The following is a 23448-nucleotide window of genomic DNA, read 5'->3' as shown; positions in this document are numbered from 1 at the left end:
ACCACCGCCCCGCTCATCGTGGCCCGAACGTCACACCGTGACCCCGTCGATCTCGAAGGTCTGCACCGAACCGGCGGCGAACGGGACGCTCAGGCTCTTGCCGTTCAGATAGGTGTCCGAGTGTGCGGTGTAGAGGTCCCCGCCGCCGGAGGTGAGCGTGTTCCAGCGCCGTACGAGTCCGCCGGTGCCCCCGGTGACCTGGCCGAAGCGGGACAGGTCGAAGGTCAGCGTCTGCGCGGCGCCGGAGTTGACCGCCACGACCACCAGGCGTCGCTGTCCGGCGTCGTGGGCGGCGACCGCGTATCCGACCCCCGTGTCGAGGATGGTCGTCCCCGGCCGGATGTGACGGCTGAACTGGGCCATCACGTAGTACTTGGTCTGCACGGTGGTGGGCTGCAGCGTGTTCTGGTCGTACGCGATCATCGCCCAGCCGGTGGAGGGGTCCATCACCTGCCAGTAGACCCAGGCGGTCGGGTGCAGCCAGCGGAAGTCCAGGCACAGATTGTTCGCCAGGGTGAGTCCGGAGCCGTCGCTGTCACCGGTCTCCGAGTTCCAGAGCTTCTTGCCCGCCGTGGTCACGACGTCCGTGTGGAGGAGGTCGCGACGGCCGCCCGAACCCTGGTAGCCGTGCACGTTGACCTGGCTGACCAGGGCCTTCGTCGACGCCCCGAAGGAGTTCCAGGTGGTGCGGGCCAGGTCGTAGCTCGTCTCGTCGGACGCCGAGACCCTGACGCCGGACAGCGACCGCGCGTCCAACTCGCTGCGCAGGTACGGGAGAACGGCCGCCTGGACGGACGCGTCCATGTGGCAGCCCTCCTGGGTGCCCGTGGCGGTCCACCAGCTGGACGAGGGTTCGTTGAACGGGTCGACCGTCGCGAAGTTCACGCCCCAGTTGTTCTTCGCGTACAGGGCCACAGCCGCCAGGTGGGAGGCGTGCTGGCGGTAGTTCCAGGACTGGAGGTTGTTGCCGCCGCCGGACGCGCCGGAGGGGTTGTGATTGAGGCACATCCACCACATGGGCGAGTTGGCGAACAGCTCGGACACGGCCCCTCGTCGGGTCGCCTTGACCAGGGCGGCACGCTGGTTGGCGTCGGCCGTCCAGTCCCACGCGGAGGACGCGGGGTCCTCGTTGTTCCAGTCCTGCCAGAAGCCCTCGATCTGCTTGAACGCCGGGATGTCGGGCGAGGCGACCATGCTCTCGCCTGCCACGCTGTTCCCGCTGCACGCGCCCAGGTTGTAGCGGGCGATGTTCAGCCCGAGGCCGGGCAGGGTCCTGCCGCCGTACGCCACGGACTTGGTGGTGAAGAAGATGTCGGCGAAGTCGTCGCGGGCGCCGAACACGTTGGCCCACCAGGCGAGCGAGGTGCCCCAGCCCTCCCAACGCCCGTAGTTCGTGGCGGGGTCGACCGCGACGGTCGCGTCGGCACGGGCGGTACCCGTCGCCAGTGCGCTGCCCAGCAGCGTGCCGCCGGCCGCCGCCAGCAGCGATCTGCGCTTGATCATGAGGTCTCCTGTCGCGCTCATGCCAGAACCTGGTTGAAGAATGAGGCGGCGCCAAACGGTTGTCGAGACACATGACAGCGCTTTCTCTTTCGATAGCTTGCGGACGCCCGTGTCACACAGAGCGCACCCGCCCCGCACTGCGCCACCCGACGCGGCGCGGGGCGGTCACGGACGGGTGGCGTCTGACGGCACGGCCGGACGGGGCCGGGAGAAACGGCCGGGTGGGACCGGAAGAAGTGGGACCCACGGGGCGGAAAGGCGAATGAATCCCCTGGCAGTGGGACGCCTCACCTCTGCGGCAACCGCATTGCTCCTCCGGAAGGCGGGAATTACCCTTCCTTCACGCGTTCGTACAATCTCGAACCACGGGGGACAAGTTGAAGGTTCGTCTGCTCGGGCCATTGGAACTCACGGATGGCCCCGTCACACTGCGTCTACCCGGCGAGAAACTCCGGGCGACTCTGGCCGCACTGGCACTCTCACCCAACAGGCCGGTTTCACGCAGTGATCTGATCGACGAGTTGTGGGGCGAGGATCTCCCCCGCAATGCGGAGAACTCCCTGCACGGCCATGTCGCGCGACTGCGCCGCATCATCGACACACACACCGGGAAGGACAATCTGCGTGATCTGATTCGGACATCCAGTTTCGGATACATGCTTTCTCTGCCTGAGAACGACATCGACGCCGCACTCTTCTGCAATCTGACCCGGCAGGCGGCCGCACTCCACCGGTCCGCGCCCGAGCAGGCGATCCCTCTGCTGAGCCAGGCCCTGTCCCTGTGGCGCGGCCCGGCACTGCTGGACACGGGCCAGGGGCTGATCAGCGGGATGGCGTACACCCGTCTCACCGAGACCCGGCTCACGGCGCACGAGTACTACTTCGACGCGGCGCTGCGCCTCGGCCAGCACCGGGAGATCGTCACGGAGCTGTATCCGCTGCACGCGCGGTACCCCCTGCGGGAACGCTTCTGCGAGCAGCTCATCACCGCGCTGTACCGCTCGGGACGGCAGGCGGAGGCGCTCGACGTCTACCACCGCACGCGGCAGCGGCTCGCCGACAACCTCGGTCTGGAACCGGGGGACGCGCTGCGCGCACAGTTCGAGAGGGTGCTGCGGCGCGAGCCACTGACCGTCTGAGGACCCGTCCGAGAACCCGTCCGAGGACCGACGTCCGAAGGACCACCCCCGCGACGACGGTGCCGGCGCCGGGCGAGCCCCGGCGCCGGCACCGTCGTCACCTCGGCCCGGCCGTCCGCCGTCACACCGCGTTGGTCACCCGGAGCAGCCGCCAGACCGCGCCCGCGCGGGCCCTGCCGTGGAAGGCGAGGTACTCGGGCAGCACCAGATCCGGCGCCCACTTCTCCTTGTACGCCAGTTGACCCGCCGCCGGATACACGCGCTCCCCGTGGTCGGCGAGGAACCGCAGAAACCGGCCGGTCAGCGCACTCGCCCCCGCCGCCTCACGCTCCTCGGACAGCCCGGTGAAGGGCGTGAACCCGAAGTGCAGCCACTGCGCGCCCTCGCTCCGGAACACCTCGACGGCCCGCATGTTGACGGCCTCCAGGACCCCGGGCGCGCTCGACGGCACCCGGCGCGTCAGGTCGTGCAGCCACCCGGAGTGCCGGCCGTACACCGGTGAGTACGAGATGTAGGCGACGGCCTTCCCCTCGATCCGCCCCACGAAGAGCCGCCGTTCGGACTGCGCCGGTCCGCCCAGCTGCCCGACCAGGAACTCGATCTCCTTCACATGGCGCCCCTTCGCCCGCAGCCAGGGCCGGTCCACGGCCGCCAGGTCGTCGGCGACCTGGTCCAGCGCGACCTCGTCGATCTCCAGACCGGCACGCCGGGCCCGCGAGATCTTGTTGCGGAGCTTCACGAACCGGGTGCCCTTGAGGGAGAACCCGGGCAGCGCCAGCGCGTAGGAGCAGCCGATCTGGTTCACGGTGAATCCGGAACGGCCGAAGAGATCGACGTCGGCGCCCTGTATCTGCACGGCGACGACCCTGCGGCGCTGTTCACGGGCGAATTCCAGGAAGGCGTCGAGGAGTTCGGGCCGTTCACGCTCGGAGGCGAAGGGACCGCCGAACTGGATCAGGTAACGGCCCGCCCGGCGGTGAACCACCACTCCCGCGCTCCCTGGCAGCGTGAAGTACTCGTTCCCGGAGTTCAGGGCGAGGAACGCGCTGGGATTCTCCGCGTACTCGCCGAGCGCGTACAGAATTCTGTCGAATGTCGCCGTCTCCCGGGTGGTTGACATATTCCGTCCCCCTGTCGTCGGATCAATTCCCCACCCTCGCGCGCGGCGCTTCGATCCTCCTGAAACGCCCGTCTCAGCCCGGTGTCAGAACCTTCTCAGCGGCGGCTGGAAACTTGGGGAATAACCAGCGGGAAATCAAACGGGGGCCGATGTGACCGGAATACGGGCGACGACGCACGACCGAGGTGAGGGGAAAGAGGTGCGGCTGGGTCCCGGCGCGCGGAGCTACGGCTCGTACATCGGGGGACGCAGTGTCACCGGGGACGACTGGGTGTACGTCGTCGACGCGGCCGCGCTCCTCGACGACGCCTTCGCCAACCTGACGCTCAAACGGCGCCTCGAACGCGGCCAGGTACCCGACGGGGAGTTGCCGCCCTCCATCGTCGCCCGGGTCGCCAAGGCCGGTCCCGACGAGGTGCGCCAGGCCCTGGCGGCCGCCGCCGAGGCCGCCGTCGAGTGGGCCGCCGTCCCGCTGGAGGTCCGGCTCGACCAGGTGTGCGCACTGCTGCACCGCCGGATCGCCGAACGCGCCGACGAGATCGAGGAGATCCTGGTCCAGGAGGGCCACCCCAGGGTGCTCGCCCGCTGGCAGGTCTCCGGGATGCTGGAGTGCTGGGGTCCCGAGTCCGTCGGCTTCTACCACGCGCAGCTGCACCAGGAGTTCCGGCACGGCGTACGGGAGATCTCCGTGCGCCGCAGGCCCGACGGTGTGGTCTGTCTGAACCCGCCGCAGAACGCCCCGATGGCCAGCGCCCTGCTGGGGGTGCACGCGATCTTCGCGGGCAACGCCCTGGTCGTACGCGCCCCGAGGAGCGGCCCCTTGGGAGTGATGTACGCGCTGCGGGAGCTGGTGGCACCGGTGCTGGACGAGGTCGGGGCTCCCCCCGGCACCCTCGGGGCGCTCTGCGGCGACCCCGCGCCCCTGCTCGCGGCCTGGCTGGAGAGCCCGCTGGTCGACGACATCATGTACTTCGGCAGCAGCGAGGCGGGCCTCCGCTTCCAGGACCGGTGTGTGGCCGCCGGCAAGAAGCCGATCCTGGAACTGGCCGGCAACGACGTGGTGACCGTCTGGAAGGACGCCGACGTCGAGCTGGCCGCCGAGGCGCTGACCGAGGGGTTCTTCGGCTCGGGCCAGTTGTGCATGATCCCCAACCAGGTCGTCGTCCATCCGGAGATCGCCGAGCCGCTGCTGGCCGAACTGGTCCGCCAGACCCGCCTGGTGCGGCCGGGCCCCGCGGGTGACGAGAACGTACTGCTCACACCGGTGCTGCGCAACGAGAAGTTCTTCGCCTGTCTGGACGACGCCCTGCTGCAGGGCGCCGAACTGGTCTGCGGCGGGCACGCCATGCTCGTCGACGGTACGCGCGACCCCGCGGGCATCTTCCTGGAGCCGACCGTCGTCCTCGTCCGCGGTCTGGCCGACGCCCGGCGGATGACGGCCGTCAGTCAGGAGACGTTCTTCCCGCTGCTGCCCGTGATCGTGGCCGAACCGGACGACGACGCACGGCTGTTGGACACGTTCATCGACTTCGTGAACACCACCGGATACGGACTGCGCAACTCGCTGTGGGCCGCCGACCGCGAGGTGGTGGACCGCTTCGTCGACCGGGTGACCGAGGGCGGCCTGCTCAAGGTCAACGACTCGCACATCGGGTTCCTACCCTATCTGCCCTCGCACGGCGGCACGGGGCTGACGGGCGGGGTGTTCGGCGAGGCCAACTACCCGATCCTGCGCACCACCCACGTCCAGGGAGTCAGCGTGTCACCGGGCGGGATCCGTCCCCGGGACGCGGTCTTCGGCACCGGGCACCGTCCCGCGGCCTGACCGGCGTCCGACGACGTCCGACGCTGACGCCCGAGATCAACGTAGCGCCGCCGTAAGCCAGTTGTCAGACATCCAGGAGTTCGAGGAACCCATGCGTTCGATGGACCATGCCCGGGAGACCTGCGAGGCATTTCTCCCCGGCCTGCTCGACAAGCTCGACGACATTCCCCTGGCCGAGCTGGAGGCTCCGGGCAGTCCCGCGCTCGACCACTTCCGGGCCTGCGGGGGCCCCGGGCTGGTGATACCCAGGAACTACCACGGCGGCGGGGCCGACCCCCTCCAGGCCCTCGCGGTCGTCCGCGCGGTCGGGGCCCACTCGCCGTCCCTGGCGGTCGCCACCACCATGCACCACTTCTCGGTGGCCACCCTCTTCACCCTCGCCGACAGCGTGCGACGCTCCGGCATGGAGTGGGCGCTGCTCGAAGGCATCGCGGAACAGGGCCTGTTGGTGGCCTCCGGATTCGCCGAGGGACGGCCGGGCCAGGGCATCCTCGCCCCGACGGTCCGGGCGCGGCCGGTCGACGGCGGCTATCGCGTCGACGGCAGCAAGAAGCCGTGCAGCCTGTCCGCGTCGATGGACCTGCTGACCGCGAGCGTGGCCCTGCCCACCGAGGACGGTCCCGACGGCACCGAGCTCGCCGTGCTGCTCCTGCCCCGGCACACCGAGGGTGTCACCGTGCACCCCTTCTGGCGGAGCTGGGCGCTGGCCGGGGCGGAGAGCGACGAGGTACGGCTGACCGACGTCTTCGTGGACGAGCAGCTGCTCATGCGGACCGGCGCCGCCGAGCCCGGCCGGCTCGACGAACTGCAGACGGTCGGCTTCCTCTGGTTCGAACTGCTCATCTCCGCCGCCTACGTGGGCGCCGCCTCCGCGCTGGTCGAGCGCGCACTCGTACGGGAGCGGGGCGGCACGTCGGACCGCGCCGACCTCGTGACCCGGCTGGAGACGGCGAACCTGCTCCTGGAGGGCGTCGCCCGGATGCTGCGCGACGGCGAGAACGACGACGAGGCCCTGGCCAAGGCGCTCGTGGCGCGGTACGCGACGCAGGACGCGCTGGGCGAGGCGGTGCGGCGTGCGACGGAGCTGCTCGGCGGGACGGCCTTCATCGCCTCGTCCGAGGTCGCGTACCTCGCCGCGGTCTCGCACGGTCTGGCCTTTCATCCGCCGTCCCGGGCGAGCTTCGCCGCCCCCTATCTGGAGCACGTGGCGGGCAGTCCGCTACGGCTCGCGTGAGGAGGGAGGCCGTCATGACGGTCACACCCGCGACGACCGCACGGGAGGACCTCGGCCGGCTGTACCGCTCCCGGCTGAGCAAGGGCCGGGCCACCCTCGGCGAGATGTTCGGCGGCCACATCGAGGTCGCCTCGGAGGGGGCCTGGGTCACCACGGACGACGGCGGCCGGTTCCTCAACTGCGGTGGCTACGGCGTCTTCCTGACCGGTGCCCGGCATCCCACCGTCCTGCGGTACGTGACCGAGCAGCTCCACTCCCACCCGGTGGCGACCCGGCTCTTCCTGGAGCCGCAGGCCGCCCTCGCCGCGGACGCGCTCGTCTCCGTGGCGCCGCCGGGCCTGGAGCGTGTGCACTTCGCGGGCTCCGGAGCGGAGGCCGTGGAGACCGCGATCAAGGTGGCCCGTACCCAGGGCAGGACCCGGCTGATCGCGATGGAGTCCTGCTACCACGGCAAGACCATGGGAGCGCTGAGCCTCACCGGCAAGGACGTCTTCCAGAACCCGTTCCGGCCGCTGCTCCCCGACACCACCCATGTGCCGTACGGGGACACCGCCTCCCTCGCCCGGACGCTGGCGGCGGCGCCCGGCGAGGCGTGCGTGTTCGTCGAGCCGGTGCAGGGCGAGGCCGGGGTGGTCATCCCGCCGCCCGGCTATCTGCGGGAGGTGCGGCGGCTGTGCCGGGAGCACGGGGCGCTGCTCGTGCTCGACGAGATCCAGACCGGGATGGGCCGGCTGGGCAGCTGGTGGGGAGCCGACGCCGAGGACGTCCGCCCCGATCTGCTGCTCGTCGGCAAGGGGCTCAGCGGCGGGGTCGTCCCCGTGTCGGCCGTGCTGTCGACACCCGAGGCGTTCTCGGTGCTCGACCGTGACCCGTATCTGCACACCTCGACGTTCTCCGGCGCGCCGCTGGCGATGGCGGCCGCGCGTGGCGCCCTCGCGGCGATCCAGGAGGAGGATCTCGTCGACCGCGCCCGGGTGTTGGGCGACGAGATCCTGAGCGTCCTGAGGCGCATCGTCCGGACCCACTACGGGAGCGCCGTGCGCGAGGTGCGCGGGCGGGGCCTGCTGCTGGGCATCGAGTTCGCCGAGCCGGGTCCCGCCGGCGATCTGCTCATCGAGCTGATCCAGCACGGGGTCGTCGCGAACCACTCGCTCAACTCGCATCTGGTGCTGCGGCTGACGCCGCCCGCGGTGCTGACCCGGGGCGACCTGGACTTCCTTTACGAGGCGCTCGACCGGGCCTGCCGCGCGCAGTCGGCCCGCTACGGAAGGTGACACGACGACATGCGAAGCGCACAACTGACGGTACGGACCGGGGGCGTCGGCCCCGACGAGGCGTACCGCCGCATCCGGGACTTCGCCCGCTATCCCGAACTGACGCCCGTCGTACGGGCGGTGACGGTCCGGGCGGGCACGGACGGCGAGGACGGCGAGGAGCACAGCGACTGGGAGGTGTACTTCCGCAACGGCATCCTGCGCTGGACCGAGGCCGACCGGTTCGACGAGGAGCGGCTGACCATCGCCTTCCGCCAACTGCACGGCGACTTCGAGGAGTTCACCGGAACCTGGCGGGTGCGGGTGGGCGCCGGGTGCCTGATCGAGTTCGCCGCCGAGTTCGACTTCGGGATCCCCAGCCTGGCGGGGATTCTCGACCCGGTGGCCGAGCGGGTGCTCAAGGAGACCATTGCGGCCGTCCTGACGGGCCTCTTCGCGGACGCGACGGTGGTCGATCCCGACGGGACGAGCGGACACGACAGGGCGGTGGCCGCCTGATGGACGCGCACAACCTCTTCGAGACACCCGTCACCTACCGGCTGATCCGCCTGGAGTACGCGCTCGGTCTCGTCGTGGCCACCGTCCTGTTCCTCACCCACCTGGACGAGGTCCGCTGGCTGCCGGCGCTCGCGCTCTTCGGATACATCGACCTGATCGGCTATCTGCCGGGCGCGATCGCCCACCGGCGGGCCGGGGGCGGGCGGATCCCGCGTACCTACTACGTCCTCTACAACGTGATGCACAGCCTCGTCACCCAGGGCCTTGTGGCGCTGGCCTGGATCTGGCTGTTCGGCGCGGAGTGGGCGCTGCTGGCGCTGCCGATCCATCTCTTCGGCGACCGGGCGCTGTTCGGGAACTTCCTGAAGCCGTTCGGCCTGCGCTTCGAACCGGCGACACATCCGGCGTACGAGCGGTTCCGGGCCGAGTTCACCGCGCGGCCGGTGGTAGCGGCGGACGCGGCCGGCCGCGCGCGTCGGTCCGTCGACCGGGTCGACGCGAGGACGACATGACGAGCACGGGTACTGGCACTGGCACTGGCACTGGCATGGGCATGGGCATGGGCATGGGCACCGGTACAGGACTCCTGGGCGAGCACACGGCGGTGTGGCGGTCCGTGTCCGGGGTGGCCGTGCTGACGTGCGGCCCGGCCCGGCGCGCCCACGGGGTCACGGTCAGCACCCTGTGCCTCGCCGCACTGCGCCCGCCCATGGTCTCCGTCGCGCTGCGCCGGGGCAGCAGAGGGCTGGCGGCACTGCTCGGCTCGGGCCACTTCGCGGCCAACGCGCTGTCCGACCGACAGGCCCCACTGGCACGGCGGTTCGCCCGCTCCGACCGGGCCGACGGCTGGGACCTGCCGGGTGGCACCGGTCTGTGGGACGGCCGTTCCGCCTGCGGTGCCCCGCTGCTGTGCGACGCGGTGGGCTGGCTGGAGTGCCGGGACGAGCGGAGCGTCCCGGTCGGCGACCACGAACTGGTGCTGGCGCGAGTCCTGACCTCACGGGCCGGCACCGGATCACCCCTGCTGAGCACCCTTCCGACCTGACGTCCGCCTGACCTGAACGTCCAGAACATCCAGAACGCCCAGAACATCCTGCCGACAGGAGCAGAGCATGACCGACATTCCGGCCGAGGCCGACTGGGAGAACGCCCCCTCGCTCGTCGAGGGCGCGACGAACCTGGAGCTGACCGCCGCCGCCTGTGATCTGAGGTACTGGCTGCGCTCGGTCCCCCAGGGCACCCTGCGCGGCCAGGTGCTGGGCCACGCGCCGGACGTACGTCCCCTCGACGTCACCCGTGAGCCGGGGCCGCTGAACGACGCGCTCACCCAGGAGCTGGCCTTCCGCTCCGTCGCCGAGGAGAAGGCCACCCGGGCCATCTCGTATCTGGTCGCGCTGGCGCCCTCCCTGGAGACGATGGAGTTCTACGCCACCCAACTGCTCGACGAGGCACGGCACTCCATGGTGTTCCGGCGCCATCTCACCGCGCTGGGGGTCGACGACCTCGCGGCCGGCGTCGAGCGGCTCGCCGGGGCCGAGGGGGCCGCGGTCCTCGACCCGCTGGAGGAACTGGGTCTGCGGGTCCTGCGCGACGAGGGCGACTTCATCGGCGGGGTGGTCGTACTGACGATCCTCGTCGAGGGCGTGCTGGCCCCGTCCGCCGAACTGAGCGAACGCAAGTGGCGGATCTTCGACCCGGCGGCCGCGGACATCGAGCGGGGCGCGGGCATCGACGAGATACGGCATCTCACCGTCGGCAGCTCGGTCGCCCGCGAGCACCTCCTCGCCCATCCCGAGGACCGGCCCAGGATCCTCGATCTCATCGTGCGGGGACGGACGTTGTGGCGCGACCTGCCCGTCACCGACATGGTGCTGCGCCGTGAGGCCCTGTTCCAGGAGGGGCTCGACAAGCACGCCGGGCTGGTCGGCGACTACGAGATCTGGCCCGGACGACGGCTGGTGGACACGTCCGTCGAGGAGCGGGTGGGCACGGCGTCGCGGTGGTCCGAGGACATGCAGAACCGGCGGCTCGCGTACATGGGCCTGCCGGAGGCGGCCTGACCTGCTACGGCGCCGTCTGGGACACACCTCGCGCGAGGGCACGTACCACGGCGGCGGCGGCCACCGCGTGCCCCTTGCTGCTGAGCCCGCCCGCCCCCGGCACCCACAGGGACCGCGGTTCGAGCCCTTGCTGGTGCCGCATCAGGTCGACGTGCATTGCTCCATGATGGAGCGTCACCAGCATCACCCGGCGGACCAGCCGGAGTTGACGGTCGCGCAGAGCCGCTCGCCGCTCGGCCTGCACTCCGCGCGACCACGACAGGTCGAAAGGGCTGACCACCAGGGCGTCGCGGTAGGTGGCGCTCCTCAAGGAGTCCAGGATCCGGGTGAGTTCGACCTCCACGGAGTCGGGGTCGAGCGTCGGATCCAGCAACTCGCGGCCGCCGCCCGGGATCAGCGCGAGGTCGCCACCGAAGACGAGGGCGTCCAGCACCTGACGCGAGCGCACCTCGAACAGCGACAGATCCCTGCGGCCGCGCGCGGTGCGGCAGGCCAGGCCGGGATGTGCCGCCCGGAGCGCGGCGGCCACCCGGTCGCTCCAGCTCACCGGACGGTAGCCGGGCACGACGGCCGACCGCGCGAGACGCGACTCGTGCTCCCCCAGGATCACGACCCGGCGCCAGGGCGCGTCCGCGAGGACGGCGGCGGCCTCGCCGGGGCGTAGGCAGTGCGGGTCGTCGTCCTCCGTCGAGGGAGTCCGGGGCGGAGTGTCGGTGTCGGTGTGGTCCGTCATGGATCGTCGCCGTCCGCACGGGTCTTCTCCGCCCGCCCGACATCGCCGCGGAGTTCCTCGACCAGCCGCGACCAGGCGCCTTCGTCGCCGGCGGGCAGCCTGTCCAGCACACCGAGCAGATGGGCGGCGTTCCGGCGGACCAGGTCGACGAGCACGTCGCGCCGCACCGAGGCGAGGAGCGCGTCGACCGCCGCCCCGTCCACCTCCGGTGGCTCACCCGAGCCCACCCCTACAGAGGCACCGGCCCCGATTCTCGCCAACAGATCACTCTTCAGCGCCAGTTCGGCGAGCTGTCGATCAGGGACGGAGTCGGCGGCCGTCAGCAGACGCCCGTACGCCCCCTCCAACGCACGGGTGTCCACCGGGGCGGTCCGCCGACTCCGTCGGGGGCGCCGTCGCTCGCCCCGGATCTCCTCCTGCGACTCGTCCGCCGCTCCGGACAGCGCAAGGGAGATCAGCCTTTCGACCCCGTCCGCGTCGAGGTCGGCCAACTCGGCGACCAGGTCCGGGACTTCGGGATCTCCGCCGCTTCGCAGGAACTTCTCGCGGGCCAGTGCCGCGTGGTCCCCGCTGCCGACGGACCCGACGGCTCCGACGGCCTGCGCGCGGGCGACGGACAGCTCGCGTCCGTCGTGCAGCCGTACCGTCACGCGCGCGCCCAGCCGCTTGGTCGCGAAGCGGAAGTCCGTCTCGGGGGCCAGCCAGGACGGGGGCAGCGTGTCGGCGGCCCGCCCGTCGGCCGCGCGCACCCAGGCCTCGGCGCGTTCACCCGCCCGCCGCAGGGCCTGCCCCAGGGGCGCGGTCGCCAGGAGCGCGGCACGGCTGAACTCCGGGTCGTGGACGGTGCGTACCTTCGCCGCGAGGTCCCAGCGTTCGCGGCGTTCGACCGCGGGCGGCATCAGGTCGGCGGGTTCGAGGGCGCCGGTGAGCAGGGCGGTGGCCACGTTGTACGGCAGCGAGAAGTTCAGCGCTGCGACGCTGGAGTCCGGGCCGATGCGCCGGGCAGACAGGGCCCTGTCGAGTCCGCCGGTGAGGAGGGACCCTTCGACGACGACCTCCGCGATGTCCTCGGGGGCGGCGCCGGCCGTGTGCAGTTCCACCGCGCAGTCGACGGCGGCACCGAGGTAGGCGCTGCCCGGGTGCACCTTGTACGAGAGCGTCTCCGTGTGCCACAGCGTGCCGAGTCCGGCCACCGCTTCCTCGGGCAGCGGCACGTCCGCGTACCGCCGCAGGAAGCCGTCCGGGTGTTCCAGTACGTCCGCGGGTCCGCGCAGTCCGGCCAGGGCCCCGTCGCAGGCGGCGAGGCCGGTCTGGATCGGCGCCGCCCCGGCGAACCCCTTGGCGTCGGTGGCCAGGAAGCCGGGCGTGAGGGTCCACGGCGGTACGGAGAAGGCGAGGCCGAGCCCGTTCACCCAGGTTCCGGCGGTGGCGTCGACGGCCCGCAGCCGGCCCGCGACCGAGCCGACGAGGTGGGTGTGCGCGGCGGCCTGCCCTCGGAAGGGACCCAGCGTCGCGGCGGCCGTGACCCGCGCCGCGCTCTCGTCGGCGGCCAGGATCGCGGTGAGCAACCGCCGTCCGTCGAGCCGCAGTTGCCGGGCGTACACCAGGGGCACGGTGACGCAGGAGTGCGAGAGGTGTCCCGCGTACGCCGTGTCGTCGTGGTCCAGGCAGATCGCGGCCATCGCCAGGGAGACGGCCGCGCGCGCCGGGTCGGGCTGGAGCGGACCGCCGTACCCCCGGGCGATCCGCCTGCCGAGCGGGTGCGCGTAACCGGTGCGGGCGGCGGCCAGTTGGCTGAGGAGCTGACTCCTGAGGTGGGCGACGACCCGGTCGGGCGCATCGTCGAGTTCCAGGTCGCTCGCCCAGTCGGCGAGCCGGCCCAGCAGGGTGCGGGCTCCGGGGAGTTCACTCGCCGGGCGGATCACCGGGTACTGCCCGCCGTCGTCCCGGCGGACTCGTCGGACTCGTCGGACTCGGACGCGGCGGGGGCGCCGACGGCGGTCCGTCCCGCGCCACGTCCGAGAAGCACCAGGGCGCAGAGCCCGCCGACGAGCGTGCAGGCTGCCGCGAGCTGCATCACCAGATGGACGCCGTCGACGAAGACGGGCCCCACCGCGTCCAGGACCGGCCGTCGCAGTCCGGGCGGCAGGCTGTCGATGCGCGACAGGTCACCGTCACTGAGCAGGGTGTACGCGCTGTCGCGGGCGTCCTGCGGCAGGGGCGCCCGTGCCAGCGCTCCGGGTAGCGCGTCCCGCAGGTGGCGCAGCAGCAGCGCCCCCGCGAGGGCCACCCCGAAGACGGCACCGACCTGCCGGAACGTGTTGGAGATGCCGGACGCCGTGCCGGCCTGCTCGGGCGGTACGGCGCCGAGCAGGGCGACGGTCGCGGGCGCGCCGACGAAGGAGACTCCGGCGCCGAGCAGGGTCAGGGCCCACCAGTAACCGGCGAAGCCGCTGCCCGCGTCGAGCGCCGTGAGCCCGTACAGACCGCCGGCCGAGAGGAGCGAACCGGCCACGATGGGCGCGCGTGGCCCGGTCCTGGCCGCGACGACGCTCGCCGCGAACGAGGCGACCATGATGGGCACGGTCAACGCGAGGAACCGTACGCCTGTCTCGACACTGCTCAGCCCCTGCACGCTCTGCAGTTGGAGGGTCAGCAGGAAGATCGCCGCGAACAGGCCGAAGAGGCTGAGGAAGTTGACCGCTCCCGCGACCGCGACGACGGGTTCGCGGAACAGTTTCAGCGGCAGCATCGGCGCGGGCTGCCGCAGCTCCCACACCACGAACGCCACGAGAGCCGCCCCGGACGCGGCGAACGCGCCGACGATGAGCGCGGAGGCCCAGCCCTCGGTGTTGCCCTCGATGAGCGCGTACGCCAGTGAGGCGATCGCGACGACGAACAGCAGCTGTCCCACGATGTCCAGACGCCGGGCGCGCGGTCCGCGGTTCTCGGTCAGCAGCCGGGCCAGTACGGCGGCGGCGAGCACACCGATGGGCACGTTGACCCAGAAGATGCTCTGCCAGCCGACGCCGTCGACGAGCAGCCCGCCGACCAACGGCCCCGCGGACAGGGCGAGTCCACCGATTCCGGCCCAGACGCCGATGGCCTTCGCGCGGGCGGCCGGCTCGGTGTACGTCGCCGACACCAGCGCGAGCGAGACCGGGATCATGACGGATCCGCAGACACCCTGCAGCGCCCGGCCGGCCAGCAGGACCCCCGTCGAGCCGGCCAGCGCGCACAGCACCGAGCTGAGGGTGAAGCCGACGAGGCCGCCGAGGAACAGCCGCTTGCGTCCGAGGATGTCGCCGACGGTGCCCGAGGTGAGCAGCAGACAGGCGAACGCGAGGGCGTACGCGTCGACCACCCACTGGAGTCCGGTCAGGTCGGCGTCGAGGTCGCGCTGGATGTCGGGCAGCGCCACGTTCACGATGGTGGCGTCGAGGTAGACCATGAACACGCCGAAGCAGACGAAGGACAGGAGCAGGCCCTTCGAGTGGTCCGTGGTCCGCGCACCGGTCGCGCGGGTCGCGTCGCTCATTGCGGGTCCTCACCGTGAGGGGCCGGAGCGGGTCTTGCGTGAGAAGGTAATGACCGACGGTCAGTCAGTCAACGGGCAGTGACCGGCGGTCAGTCGGCTCCCGTACAGAAGTCCCGGGCAGAGGTCCCGTACAGAAGTCCCGGGTAGAGATCCCGCGCAGAGGTCCCGCACAGAGAGGGCGAACCGATGGCACCGGCAGCCACCCGACGCAAACGGGTCACCAGGAGCCCCGAGGACCGCAGGGCCGCTCTCGTGCGCGGCGCGGCCGAGGTCTTCCGCGAGAAGGGCTTCGCCGCGGCGACGATCGCCGAACTGGCGGAGGCCGGTGAGGTCGCCAAGGGCACCTTCTATCTGTACTTCGACTCCAAGGACCATCTGCTGGGCGCGATGTGGGAGGAGTACGTCGACGGGTTCCTGCAGGCCACCCGGGCGCGTCTGGAGGAGAGCGAGGACTGGTGGCCGACCCTGGACCGGCTGGGCCGGGCGCTCGTGGAGCACGCCGTGGAGAACGCGGCGCTGCACCGGATCGTCTACGGGTCGGCGAACGCCAAGGCCCTAGAACTGTGCCGGAGTTCGAACCGGAAGGTGGTGGACCTGGTCGGTGACTTCGTCGAACGAGGCGCGCGGGCCGGGGCGTTCCATGCCTGCGATCCGCGGCTGGTGTGCAGGATGCTGTTCTACGCGGCGGACGGTCTGCTGGACGACATGATCAGCCGCGGCGAGGACATCGACCCGGAGGCGATCGTGACGGCGGTACGGGAGCTGACCCACCGGGGTCTGGGCGGCCCGCCCACCACCGCGGACGCGCCGCCCGCCGCCGCCCCCTGACCGCGGGCGGGTCACGGATCTCAGATCCAGTTCACCAACGGCTCAACCAACAGCTCAACCACCGGTTCAGGCACTGGTTCGCCCTCGTCTCAGCGGCATCTGAGCGACATCTAAGCGACGTCTCCGCCGCGTCTCAGCGGACCGCGGCAGTATCGGAGTCGTCTTCTTCGTCCCACCGGGAGAGGTGCCCGTAGCGGCCCAACGGGGTTCCGGCGTCAGCCGGTTCGGGTGCAAGCCCGCGCAGGTTCGAATCCTGCCCTCTCCGCACAGCATCGCCGTCGATCGCGGAGGAGTCCGCCGATGAGCCCTGAACCGTCGTACACCGGCCCGTCGTCGGGGTTCACCCCCAAGTCCGTGCTGCTGGTGGCCAATCCGGCAGCCGGGTCGTACTCCGCCGAGATGGCCGCGGCGGCCCTGCGGCTGGTCCGGGCGGCCGGTCCCGCCGTCGACCTGGTCCTGACGCGGCACCCGGATCACGCCCGTGAGCTGGCCCGGACGGCCGCCGGAGCCGGTGGCCCCGACGTGCTGGTGTCGCTGGGCGGCGACGGCACCGCGCACGAGCTGATGACGGGCCTGGCGGGCGCCCCGGAGCACCCGGCTCTGCTGGTCCTGCCGGGCGGCAGCGGCAACTCCCTCTACCGGGATCTCTGGTCGGACCGGCCTTGGCAGTCGGCCCTGGAAGCCGCCCTCACCACCGCCCGCGTACGCCACGTGGACCTGATCCGGGTGGCGGAGACCGGTGGCACCGCGCTGCTGGGTGCCTCGACCGGCCTCGCGGCCCGGACCCTGCTGCCCGGCGAGGGCGCCACGGCCCAGGGCCGCGACCGCTACGAGGAAGCCCTGGCCGACGCCCTCCTCGGTGGCTTCCCGCCCTATCCCGGCCGGGTGACCGTGGACGGTGTCGAGGTCCACCGCGGCGACACGGTCTGCGCCAACGTGGGCGGCGGCCGCTATCGGGCCGGCCGTTTCCTGGCCTGCCCCCGCTCGGTCCTGGACGACGGCCTCCTCGACGTCTGCGTGGCGGGCACCGCGCTGCCCACCTCCGAGCTGCTCGAACTGGCCCGCGACGGGCGGCACGTGGGGCGCGAGGGGGTCGTCTACGCCCGGGGCCGCCGGGTCGTCCTGGAGCGCACCGACGGCCGCTCGCTGCTCTTCGAGTACGACGGTGACCTGGCGGCCGCCCCTCGCGACGACGCCACGCGGTACACGCTGGACGTCGTCCCCCGGGCCCTCCGGGTCGTCGCGCCCCTGTCCTGACCGGGCCGATCCGATGGTCCCCGCGCCCGTGGGGGGGGTGGAGGTGGTCGAGGACGTGTGTCGGGTGACCGCCGTCCTGGGCTGAGCGCGCAGTTCCCCGCGCCCCTGTCGGCGGGCCCGCTCAGGGTGTCGCCGTGGGTTCACAGAAAGCGTCGAAAATCAACCACGCGTAACACGTGACGCATCTCACCCAGAATTTTGCGATATTTCCGGGCCCTCACCGACGCCTCGGGCGGGTGTACCTTTATGAGCGGAAAGAGGAATGACGAGAATGCGGGATTTCCGAGGGCCCAGAGGTCCTGGTTGACATTGCTTGAGTGTGCGCGGGGACTGAGGCCCGGGAAGAGATGCTGAGCGCGATGGAGACAGACCCCAAGGAGCAGCAGGCCCTTCCGCTGTCCGAGGACGACGAGTCCGACGGCCCTGAACCCCAGCTCGCCTCCGACGGTGCCACGGTCGACCAGGTGCGGGACTACCTGAAGGTGATCAGCCGGGTCCGCCTGCTGACCGCCGCGCAGGAGGTCGACCTCGCCCGGCGGATCGAGGCCGGTCTGTTCGCCCGGCGCAAGCTCGAAGAAGATCCCGGTCTCGACCCGGTGTTCCGGCAGGAGCTGGAGCTGCTCGCCCAGGACGGCCTCCGGGCGAAGTCCCACCTCACCGAGGCGAACCTGCGCCTCGTCGTCTCCATAGCCAAGCGCTACACCCGGCGCGGGCTGAACTTCCTGGACCTGATCCAGGAGGGCAACACGGGCCTGATCCGGGCGGTCGAGAAGTTCGACTACGTCAAGGGATTCAAGTTCTCGACCTACGCGACCTGGTGGATCCGGCAGGCGATTTCACGGGCCCTGGCCGATCAGAGCCGCACCATCCGCATTCCGGTCCACGCCGTGGAAGCGATCAACAAAGTGGCCAGACTGCGTCGGGAATTGCTTCAGGAACTGGGCGTCGAGCCCAGCGTGGAGCTGATCGCGGAAAAACTGGATCTCCCCGTCTCGAAGATCGTGGAACTCGACGGATACATCAAAGAACCGGTCTCCCTGCATATGCCCCTGGGTGAGGACGGCGGCACCGAACTCGGTGACGTGATCGAGGACAGCGAAAGCGTCTCGCCGTTCGACGCGGTGTCGTTCCGGCTCCTGCGGGACACCATCCAGACCGTCCTCTCCCACATGACCCCGCGCGAGGCAGGCATCATCACCCTGCGGTACGGGCTCCTGGACGGCCAGGCCAAGACCCTGGAGGAGATCGGCCAGGTGTACGGGGTCACCCGTGAGCGCATCCGCCAGATCGAGTCCAAGACGATGTCGAAGCTGCGCCACCCCTCCCGCTCACAGGCGCTGCAGGACTACGTGGGCCTCGGCTGAGCCCGGCCCACGGGCAGCGCCCGCGGGGAGCGGGAAGCCCCACCGCGGACGAGCCCGAGCCCGCCGTTCACCGCCGTCGCCACTCCCGCGCCAGCAGCTCGTACGAACGGACCCGGTCGGCGTGGCCGTGGGTGATGGTGGTGATCAGCAGTTCGTCGGCCCCGGTGGCCGCCTGGAGCTGTTCCAGCTGACCGGCGACCCGGCTCGGGGAGCCGACGAACTGGGTGTCGAGACGGTCCTGGACCAGCTCCCGGTCCGCGTCGGTCCAGACATGGGCGCGGGCCTCCTCGGGAGTGGGGAACTGGATCGCGCCCTCGGCCGTGCGGATGCTGCGGACCCACGGGCCGTAGCCCGCGGCCAGCTCACGGGCGCTCTCGTCGTCCTCGGCGACCACCACGTCGGCCGAGACGCTCACATACGGCTTGTCGAGGACGTCGGAGGGCCGGAACGCCGCCCGGTACGCGTCGACCGCCTCCAGCACGGTCCCCGGGCTGACGTGGTAGTTCGCCGCGAACCGCAGGCCGCCCCGGCCCGCCACCTCGGCGCTCTCGCCACCGCTGCTGCCCAGGATCCACACCTGGAGGTCGGCGCCCTCCCCCGGGACCACATGGGCCTCGATGCCGTCCGCCGACCGGTAGGTGCCGGCCAGCAGCGCGAGGATGTCGTCGATCTGCTCGCCGTACTCCTGCGACTCGGCCTTCGGCTGCTTGAGCAGCTCCAGTTGCAGCGCGACCCGCGGTGAGCCGAGCAGGTGCGCGAAGGAGAACTTCGGCGGGATGAGCAGACCACTGGGGGCACGCCCGTCCACCACCGGCGTCGCGTCCGGCAGCGGGGCCACGGGCCCGCCGGGCGGACGGCCGCCGGAACGCCCAAGGCCCAGGTCGAGGCGCCCGGGATGCAGCGCGTCGATCAGCCCGAACTCCTCCACCGTGGACAGGGCGGTGCGGTGGCCCAGTTGTACGGCTCCGGAGCCGAGCCGGATCGTCGAGGTCGCGGACGCGGTGAGCGCGAGCACGACCGCCGGTGAGGTGCCGGCCACCCCGGGGTTCAGGTGATGCTCGGCGAACCAGTAGCGCGCGTACCCGAACCGTTCGCTCTGCTGGGCCAGGTCGATGGAGTTGCGCAGGGCGTCGGCGGCGGTGGAGCCGGACGACACCGGGACGAGGTCGAGTACGCCGAGAGGGATGTCTGACATGGGTGGGGGTGCTCCTCAGCGGTCGGCGGAGACGGGGCTGGCGGCGGCAGGGGCGGGTACCGACGGCGTGGGTCCGGCCGGCACCGGGCCGGCCTCCACCGGGCCCCAGGGGAACGGCGGGTCGGGGATCTCACGGCGCAGCACCGGGGCGATGTCCGACTGGAAGAGGGCGAGCGAGTCGCGGTGCCGGGTGTCCGTCAGTCCACCGGCGTCCGCGTGCAGATGCAGCACCGTGTGGCCGAACCGCTCGTGGTAGCGGTGCACCTTCTCGATGATCTGCTGCGGGCTGCCGATCAGTGCCGAACTGCGCTCCACGAAGTCCTCCAGGGTGGCGAACACCGGCTGGAGACCGAGCCGCCGCTGGAACGCCAACTGCCCTTCGAAGACGGGCCGGTACGCGCTGACCGCCTCCTGCGACGTACGGGCCCCGTAGTAGCCGGCGGTCCCGGCGCCCACCGCGATACGGGCCGGGTCGTGGCCGTGGTGCTCCCAGCGTTCGCGGTAATGGCCGATCAGCTCGGCGTACGGGTCGATCGGATTGGAGACGTTCGCCGAGAAGAGCGGGTCACCGTAGCGGGCGGCGAGGTCGACGGACTCCTTGCTGGTGGCGCTGCCGTGCCAGACGCGGATGGGCTGCTGGAGCGGTCGGGGCCATACCTCCGCGTCGACGAGGCCAGGGCGGAAGCGGGTGTCGGCGGTCACCTTGTCCTGTCGCCAGAGCTTGCGGAACACCTCGTAGCTCTCGGCGTTGCGGTCCCACTGGTCCTCGGGGGTGACGTGGAACAGGTCGCGCTGGGCGGCGCCGTTGCCCTTGCCGATGATCAGTTCGAGGCGGCCGCCGGACAGGTGGTCCAGGGTCGCGTAGTCCTCGTACGCGCGCACCGGGTCGAGGAGGCTGAGTGTGGTCACCGCCGTGAACAGGCGGATGCGGGAGGTGAGGGCGGCGATGTGGCTGAGGACGACGGGGGGCGAGGAGGAGATGAAGGGGCGCTCGTGCCGCTCCCCCACTCCGAAGCCGTCGAAGCCCAACTCCTCGGCCAGTACGGCGTTGTCGAGGACTTCGCGGAAGCGGTCGCCGGTCGGTTTGAGGACTCCGGTCACCGGGTCCGGCGCGTGCACGATCAGGGTGATGGCCAGGAACCTCATGACGCGGCCCGTTCGCCCCGCGCCGCGGCGTCGGTGGAGTTCTCCCCGTCCGAGCGGGTCCGGGAGGAGGGCTGGACCAGTCCCAGGTGGTCGCGCAAGGTCGTGCCCTCGTACTCCGTGCGGAAGACGCCGCGCTCCTGGAGCAGCGGGACGACCGTGTCGGCGAAGACGTCGAGGCCGCCGGGGGTGATGTGCGGGACGAGGATGAACCCGTCGCTGGCGTCGGCCTGCACGAACGCGTCGATGGTGTTCGCGACCGTCGCCGGGGAGCCCACGAAGGCCTGGCGGTTGCTCGTCTCGATGACCAGGTCGCGGATGGACCACTTGTTGGCCGCGGCGCGCTCCCGCCACTCGCGGGCGGTGGCCAGCGGGTCGCGGTACATCCTGACCTGGGCCCGGCCGCGGGCGAGGGTGTGCTCGCCGAGGTCGGGGTCGATGTCGGGCAGCGGGCCGTCCGGGTCGTACGCGGACAGGTCGCGGTTCCAGACGAACTCCAGGTGCTTGAGCGCGGTGGCCCCGCTGACCTGCTGACGGCGTACCTCGCGGGCCAGTTCCTCGGCCTCGGCGTCCGTGTCGCCGAGGACGAAGGTCGCGGCGGGCAGGATCAGCAGCTCGTCGGGGGTGCGGCCGTGGCGGGCCAGGCGGCCCTTGACGTCCGTGTAGAACGCCTGGCCCTCGTCGAGGGTGGCGTACCGGCTGAAGATCGCGTCGGCGCTCGCGGCGGCGAACTCGCGGCCCTCCTCGGAGTCGCCCGCCTGGAAGATCACCGGGCGGCCCTGCGGGGAGCGCGGGACGTTGAACTGCCCCTCGATGTCGAAGTGCAGGCCCTGGTGGACGAAGGCGCCGGCCTTCGCGTCGCGCAGGAACGTACCCGTCTCCTGGTCGGCGACGATCTCGTCCCCGTGCCAGGAGTCGAAGAGTTCGTTCGCGGTGGCCAGGAACTCCTTGGCCCGGGAGTAGCGCTCCTCCTGCGGGAGGAAGCCGCCGCGGCGGAAGTTCTCGCCGGTGAAGGCGTCCCAGGAGGTGACGACGTTCCAGGCGGCGCGGCCGTCGGAGAGGTGGTCGAGGCTCGCGAACTGGCGCGCCACCTCGTAGGGCTCGTTGAAGGTGGAGTTGATGGTGCCGGTCAGCCCGAGGCGTTCGGTGACGGCGGCGAGCGCGGACAGGACGGTGAAGGTGTCGGGCCGTCCGACGACGTCCAAGTCGTAGATCTTGCCGCCCTGTTCGCGCAGGCGCAGACCCTCCGCGAGGAACAGGAAGTCGAACTTGGCGCGTTCGGCGGTGCGCGCGAAGTGCGCGAAGGAGCTGAACTCGATGTGGCTGCCGGCCGCGGGGTCGCTCCACACGGTGGTGTTGTTGACGCCGGGGAAGTGGGCCGCAAGGTGGATCTGCTTGACGGGCTTGCTCATGGTCGGGGTCCTTCCGGCTCAGGCGGTGGTGACGGCGTCGGCGGAAGGGACTCCGGCTCCGGCGGCGGCGTAGCGGTTGGCCGGGCGTTCGAGCCCGAGGAGCCCGCGCAGGGTGTCGGCCTCGTACGCGTGCCGGAAGACGCCACGGCGCTGGAGTTCGGGGACCAGCCCCCGGGTGATCGCCGGGAGGTCGTGGCCGGCGACGGCGGGCCGCAGCCTGAAGCCGGTCAGTCCGGCCTGGCTCAACTCCTGGAGCAGATCGGCCAGTTGGGCCGGCGTGCCGGTGAAGACACGGGCGTCGCTGGTGTACGGGTAGCCCGCGAGAGCGTCGAGCCGCTCCTTGCGGGCCACGGCCTCGGCCGGATCTTCGTCGAGGAGGACGACCAGGTCGCCGAAGAGGTGCAGGGGCTCCCCCGCCCGCCCGGCCGCGTCCTGTTCGGCGCGCACCGAGGCGACGATCGCCTCGGCCTGTGCCGCGTCGTGCGGGGTGACGAATCCGAGGTCGGCGGAGCGGCCCAGCAGGCGGTACGGGGCACCGGTCACGGAGTCGTGGGCGAGCGCGCCGACCAGCGGCTGGCCCTGCGGGGGCCTGGGGGTGATCGAGGGCCCCTTGACGCTGAAGTGCCTGCCCTCGAAGTCGATGTAGTGCAGCTTGTCCCGGTCGACGAAGCGGCCGGTGGCGACGTCCCGGATCTCCGCGTCGTCCTCCCAGCTGTCCCACAGCCGTCGGACCGCTTCGACGTAGTCGGCCGCCTCGTCGAAGAGGTCGATCGTCAGCTCCCGCACCTCGGGGCTGTCCAGGTCCTCGATGCGGAACGAGGGGAACGTACGGCGGCCGAAGTGGGCGGCGTCGTTCCGGCGGACCGACGCCTGGACCCGGACGCCCGCGCGCCCGGAGCTCACGTAGTCGAGGGTGGCGATGGCCTTCGATATGTGGAAGGGCTCCGTATGGGGGGTCACCACGGTCGGCAGCAGCCCTATGTGACGGGTCAGCGGTGCGACGCGGGCGGCGATGAGGACGGCGTCGAGGCGGCCGCGGACCTGGTCGGTCCGCCCGTCGGGTTCGGTGAACCGCGAGGACTGGAGACCGAGGGCGTCCTCGATGGTCACGAAGTCGAGCAGTCCGCGTTCGGCCTCGGTGACGAGGTCCGTCCAGTAGCCGGCAGTGAGCAGGTCACGGGGGCGGGCCACCGGTTCACGCCAGGCGGCGGGATGCCAGCCTGCGCCGTCGAGCGCCACGGCGAGGTGCAGGAAGGCGGAAGAAGAGGCGGCGGAGGGGGCGGGCTCGGGAGAGGGCGGGGCAGCAGGTGTTGAGGACACGAGAG

19 protein-coding genes, 1 tRNA gene and 2 pseudogenes are annotated in these 23448 nt (G+C 71.4%); 13 read left to right on the top strand and 9 right to left on the bottom strand.

Going from position 1 to position 23448, the window contains the following annotated elements:
- Positions 1 to 30: 30 nt before the first annotated feature.
- The gene (locus tag ACLVWQ_RS26630; protein WP_414111703.1) at positions 31 to 1503 is read right to left on the bottom strand and encodes a beta-1,6-galactanase; all 1473 of its coding nucleotides are present in this window, start codon (positions 1501 to 1503) and stop codon (positions 31 to 33) included.
- 377 nt (positions 1504 to 1880) lie between these two features.
- On the opposite strand from ACLVWQ_RS26630, the pseudogene ACLVWQ_RS26625 reads away from it, so the two are divergent.
- A pseudogene (locus tag ACLVWQ_RS26625) lies at positions 1881 to 2153 on the top strand (AfsR/SARP family transcriptional regulator); the annotation flags it as partial.
- A 6-nt stretch (positions 2154 to 2159) separates the two neighbouring features.
- Positions 2160 to 2642, top strand: coding sequence for an AfsR/SARP family transcriptional regulator (locus tag ACLVWQ_RS26620; protein ID WP_414111732.1), 483 nt, complete (start codon positions 2160 to 2162; stop codon positions 2640 to 2642).
- Positions 2643 to 2763: 121 nt separating this feature from the next.
- Here ACLVWQ_RS26620 and ACLVWQ_RS26615 read toward each other — a convergent pair whose 3' ends face one another.
- A complete protein-coding gene (locus ACLVWQ_RS26615) occupies positions 2764 to 3762 on the bottom strand; it encodes a bifunctional lysylphosphatidylglycerol flippase/synthetase MprF (protein ID WP_414111702.1) in 999 nt (332 codons plus the stop codon).
- 160 nt (positions 3763 to 3922) lie between these two features.
- Here ACLVWQ_RS26615 and ACLVWQ_RS26610 point away from each other — a divergent pair, with 160 nt between their 5' ends.
- The 7 genes from ACLVWQ_RS26610 (at position 3923) to ACLVWQ_RS26580 (ending at position 10653) form a co-directional block, all read left to right on the top strand.
- Positions 3923 to 5587: an aldehyde dehydrogenase family protein gene (locus ACLVWQ_RS26610; protein ID WP_414111731.1), complete on the top strand. Its 1665-nt coding sequence runs from the start codon at positions 3923 to 3925 to the stop codon at positions 5585 to 5587.
- Positions 5588 to 5678: 91 nt separating this feature from the next.
- The gene (locus ACLVWQ_RS26605; RefSeq protein WP_414111701.1) at positions 5679 to 6821 is read left to right on the top strand and encodes an acyl-CoA dehydrogenase family protein; all 1143 of its coding nucleotides are present in this window, start codon (positions 5679 to 5681) and stop codon (positions 6819 to 6821) included.
- Between the two features lie 14 nt (positions 6822 to 6835).
- Complete coding sequence (locus ACLVWQ_RS26600) at positions 6836 to 8095, top strand: aspartate aminotransferase family protein (RefSeq protein ID WP_414111700.1); 1260 nt, start codon at positions 6836 to 6838, stop codon at positions 8093 to 8095.
- A gap of 9 nt (positions 8096 to 8104) precedes the next feature.
- Positions 8105 to 8593 (top strand): type II toxin-antitoxin system RatA family toxin, encoded by a 489-nt coding sequence (locus ACLVWQ_RS26595; RefSeq protein WP_414111699.1) that lies wholly within the window; start codon positions 8105 to 8107, stop codon positions 8591 to 8593.
- A complete protein-coding gene (locus ACLVWQ_RS26590) occupies positions 8593 to 9105 on the top strand; it encodes a hypothetical protein (RefSeq protein WP_414111698.1) in 513 nt (170 codons plus the stop codon). The genes ACLVWQ_RS26595 and ACLVWQ_RS26590 overlap by 1 nt, the downstream gene beginning before the upstream one ends.
- A 35-nt stretch (positions 9106 to 9140) precedes the next feature.
- Positions 9141 to 9638: a flavin reductase family protein gene (locus tag ACLVWQ_RS26585; RefSeq protein WP_414111697.1), complete on the top strand. Its 498-nt coding sequence runs from the start codon at positions 9141 to 9143 to the stop codon at positions 9636 to 9638.
- A 67-nt stretch (positions 9639 to 9705) separates the two neighbouring features.
- Positions 9706 to 10653 carry a VlmB-like protein gene (locus ACLVWQ_RS26580; protein ID WP_414111696.1) on the top strand — a complete coding sequence of 316 codons (948 nt, stop codon included), beginning with the start codon at positions 9706 to 9708 and terminating at the stop codon, positions 10651 to 10653.
- Between the two features lie 4 nt (positions 10654 to 10657).
- On the opposite strand, the gene ACLVWQ_RS26575 is transcribed toward ACLVWQ_RS26580, so the two are convergent.
- The 3 genes from ACLVWQ_RS26575 to ACLVWQ_RS26565 are packed head-to-tail and all read right to left on the bottom strand — an operon-like array spanning position 10658 to position 14924.
- The gene (locus ACLVWQ_RS26575) at positions 10658 to 11386 is read right to left on the bottom strand and encodes a hypothetical protein (RefSeq protein WP_414111695.1); all 729 of its coding nucleotides are present in this window, start codon (positions 11384 to 11386) and stop codon (positions 10658 to 10660) included.
- Positions 11383 to 13311 carry an MmgE/PrpD family protein gene (locus ACLVWQ_RS26570; RefSeq protein WP_414111694.1) on the bottom strand — a complete coding sequence of 643 codons (1929 nt, stop codon included), beginning with the start codon at positions 13309 to 13311 and terminating at the stop codon, positions 11383 to 11385. The genes ACLVWQ_RS26575 and ACLVWQ_RS26570 overlap by 4 nt, the downstream gene beginning before the upstream one ends.
- A complete protein-coding gene (locus ACLVWQ_RS26565) occupies positions 13308 to 14924 on the bottom strand; it encodes an MFS transporter (protein ID WP_414111693.1) in 1617 nt (538 codons plus the stop codon). The genes ACLVWQ_RS26570 and ACLVWQ_RS26565 overlap by 4 nt, the downstream gene beginning before the upstream one ends.
- Before the next feature lie 186 nt (positions 14925 to 15110).
- Between ACLVWQ_RS26565 and ACLVWQ_RS26560 the strand changes: the two genes are divergently transcribed.
- The 4 genes and pseudogenes from ACLVWQ_RS26560 to ACLVWQ_RS26545 all read left to right on the top strand — a co-directional run.
- On the top strand, positions 15111 to 15752 hold the full coding sequence (locus tag ACLVWQ_RS26560) for a TetR/AcrR family transcriptional regulator (protein ID WP_414111692.1): 642 nt from the start codon (positions 15111 to 15113) through the stop codon (positions 15750 to 15752).
- A gap of 178 nt (positions 15753 to 15930) precedes the next feature.
- A tRNA-OTHER gene (locus ACLVWQ_RS26555) sits at positions 15931 to 16017 on the top strand.
- A gap of 35 nt (positions 16018 to 16052) precedes the next feature.
- Positions 16053 to 17009, top strand: coding sequence for a diacylglycerol/lipid kinase family protein (locus tag ACLVWQ_RS26550; RefSeq protein WP_414111691.1), 957 nt, complete (start codon positions 16053 to 16055; stop codon positions 17007 to 17009).
- A 326-nt stretch (positions 17010 to 17335) separates the two neighbouring features.
- A pseudogene (locus tag ACLVWQ_RS26545) lies at positions 17336 to 18373 on the top strand (RNA polymerase sigma factor); the annotation flags it as partial.
- Positions 18374 to 18440: 67 nt separating this feature from the next.
- Here the strand turns inward: ACLVWQ_RS26545 and ACLVWQ_RS26540 are convergent.
- Genes ACLVWQ_RS26540 through ACLVWQ_RS26525 form a run of 4 tightly spaced genes read right to left on the bottom strand, consistent with a single transcriptional unit; the run spans position 18441 to position 23443 of the window.
- Positions 18441 to 19568: an LLM class flavin-dependent oxidoreductase gene (locus ACLVWQ_RS26540; RefSeq protein ID WP_414111690.1), complete on the bottom strand. Its 1128-nt coding sequence runs from the start codon at positions 19566 to 19568 to the stop codon at positions 18441 to 18443.
- Between the two features lie 15 nt (positions 19569 to 19583).
- Positions 19584 to 20714 (bottom strand): LLM class flavin-dependent oxidoreductase, encoded by a 1131-nt coding sequence (locus ACLVWQ_RS26535; protein ID WP_414111689.1) that lies wholly within the window; start codon positions 20712 to 20714, stop codon positions 19584 to 19586.
- On the bottom strand, positions 20711 to 22123 hold the full coding sequence (locus tag ACLVWQ_RS26530) for an NtaA/DmoA family FMN-dependent monooxygenase (RefSeq protein WP_414111688.1): 1413 nt from the start codon (positions 22121 to 22123) through the stop codon (positions 20711 to 20713). Before ACLVWQ_RS26530 ends, ACLVWQ_RS26535 begins: the two co-directional genes overlap by 4 nt.
- An 18-nt stretch (positions 22124 to 22141) precedes the next feature.
- Complete coding sequence (locus ACLVWQ_RS26525) at positions 22142 to 23443, bottom strand: LLM class flavin-dependent oxidoreductase (protein WP_414111687.1); 1302 nt, start codon at positions 23441 to 23443, stop codon at positions 22142 to 22144.
- Positions 23444 to 23448: the final 5 nt, after the last annotated feature.

Source organism: Streptomyces sp. CWNU-52B (assembly GCF_047444975.1).
Lineage (GTDB): Bacteria > Actinomycetota > Actinomycetes > Streptomycetales > Streptomycetaceae > Streptomyces.
This window is presented reverse-complemented; position numbering and strand designations above follow the sequence as displayed.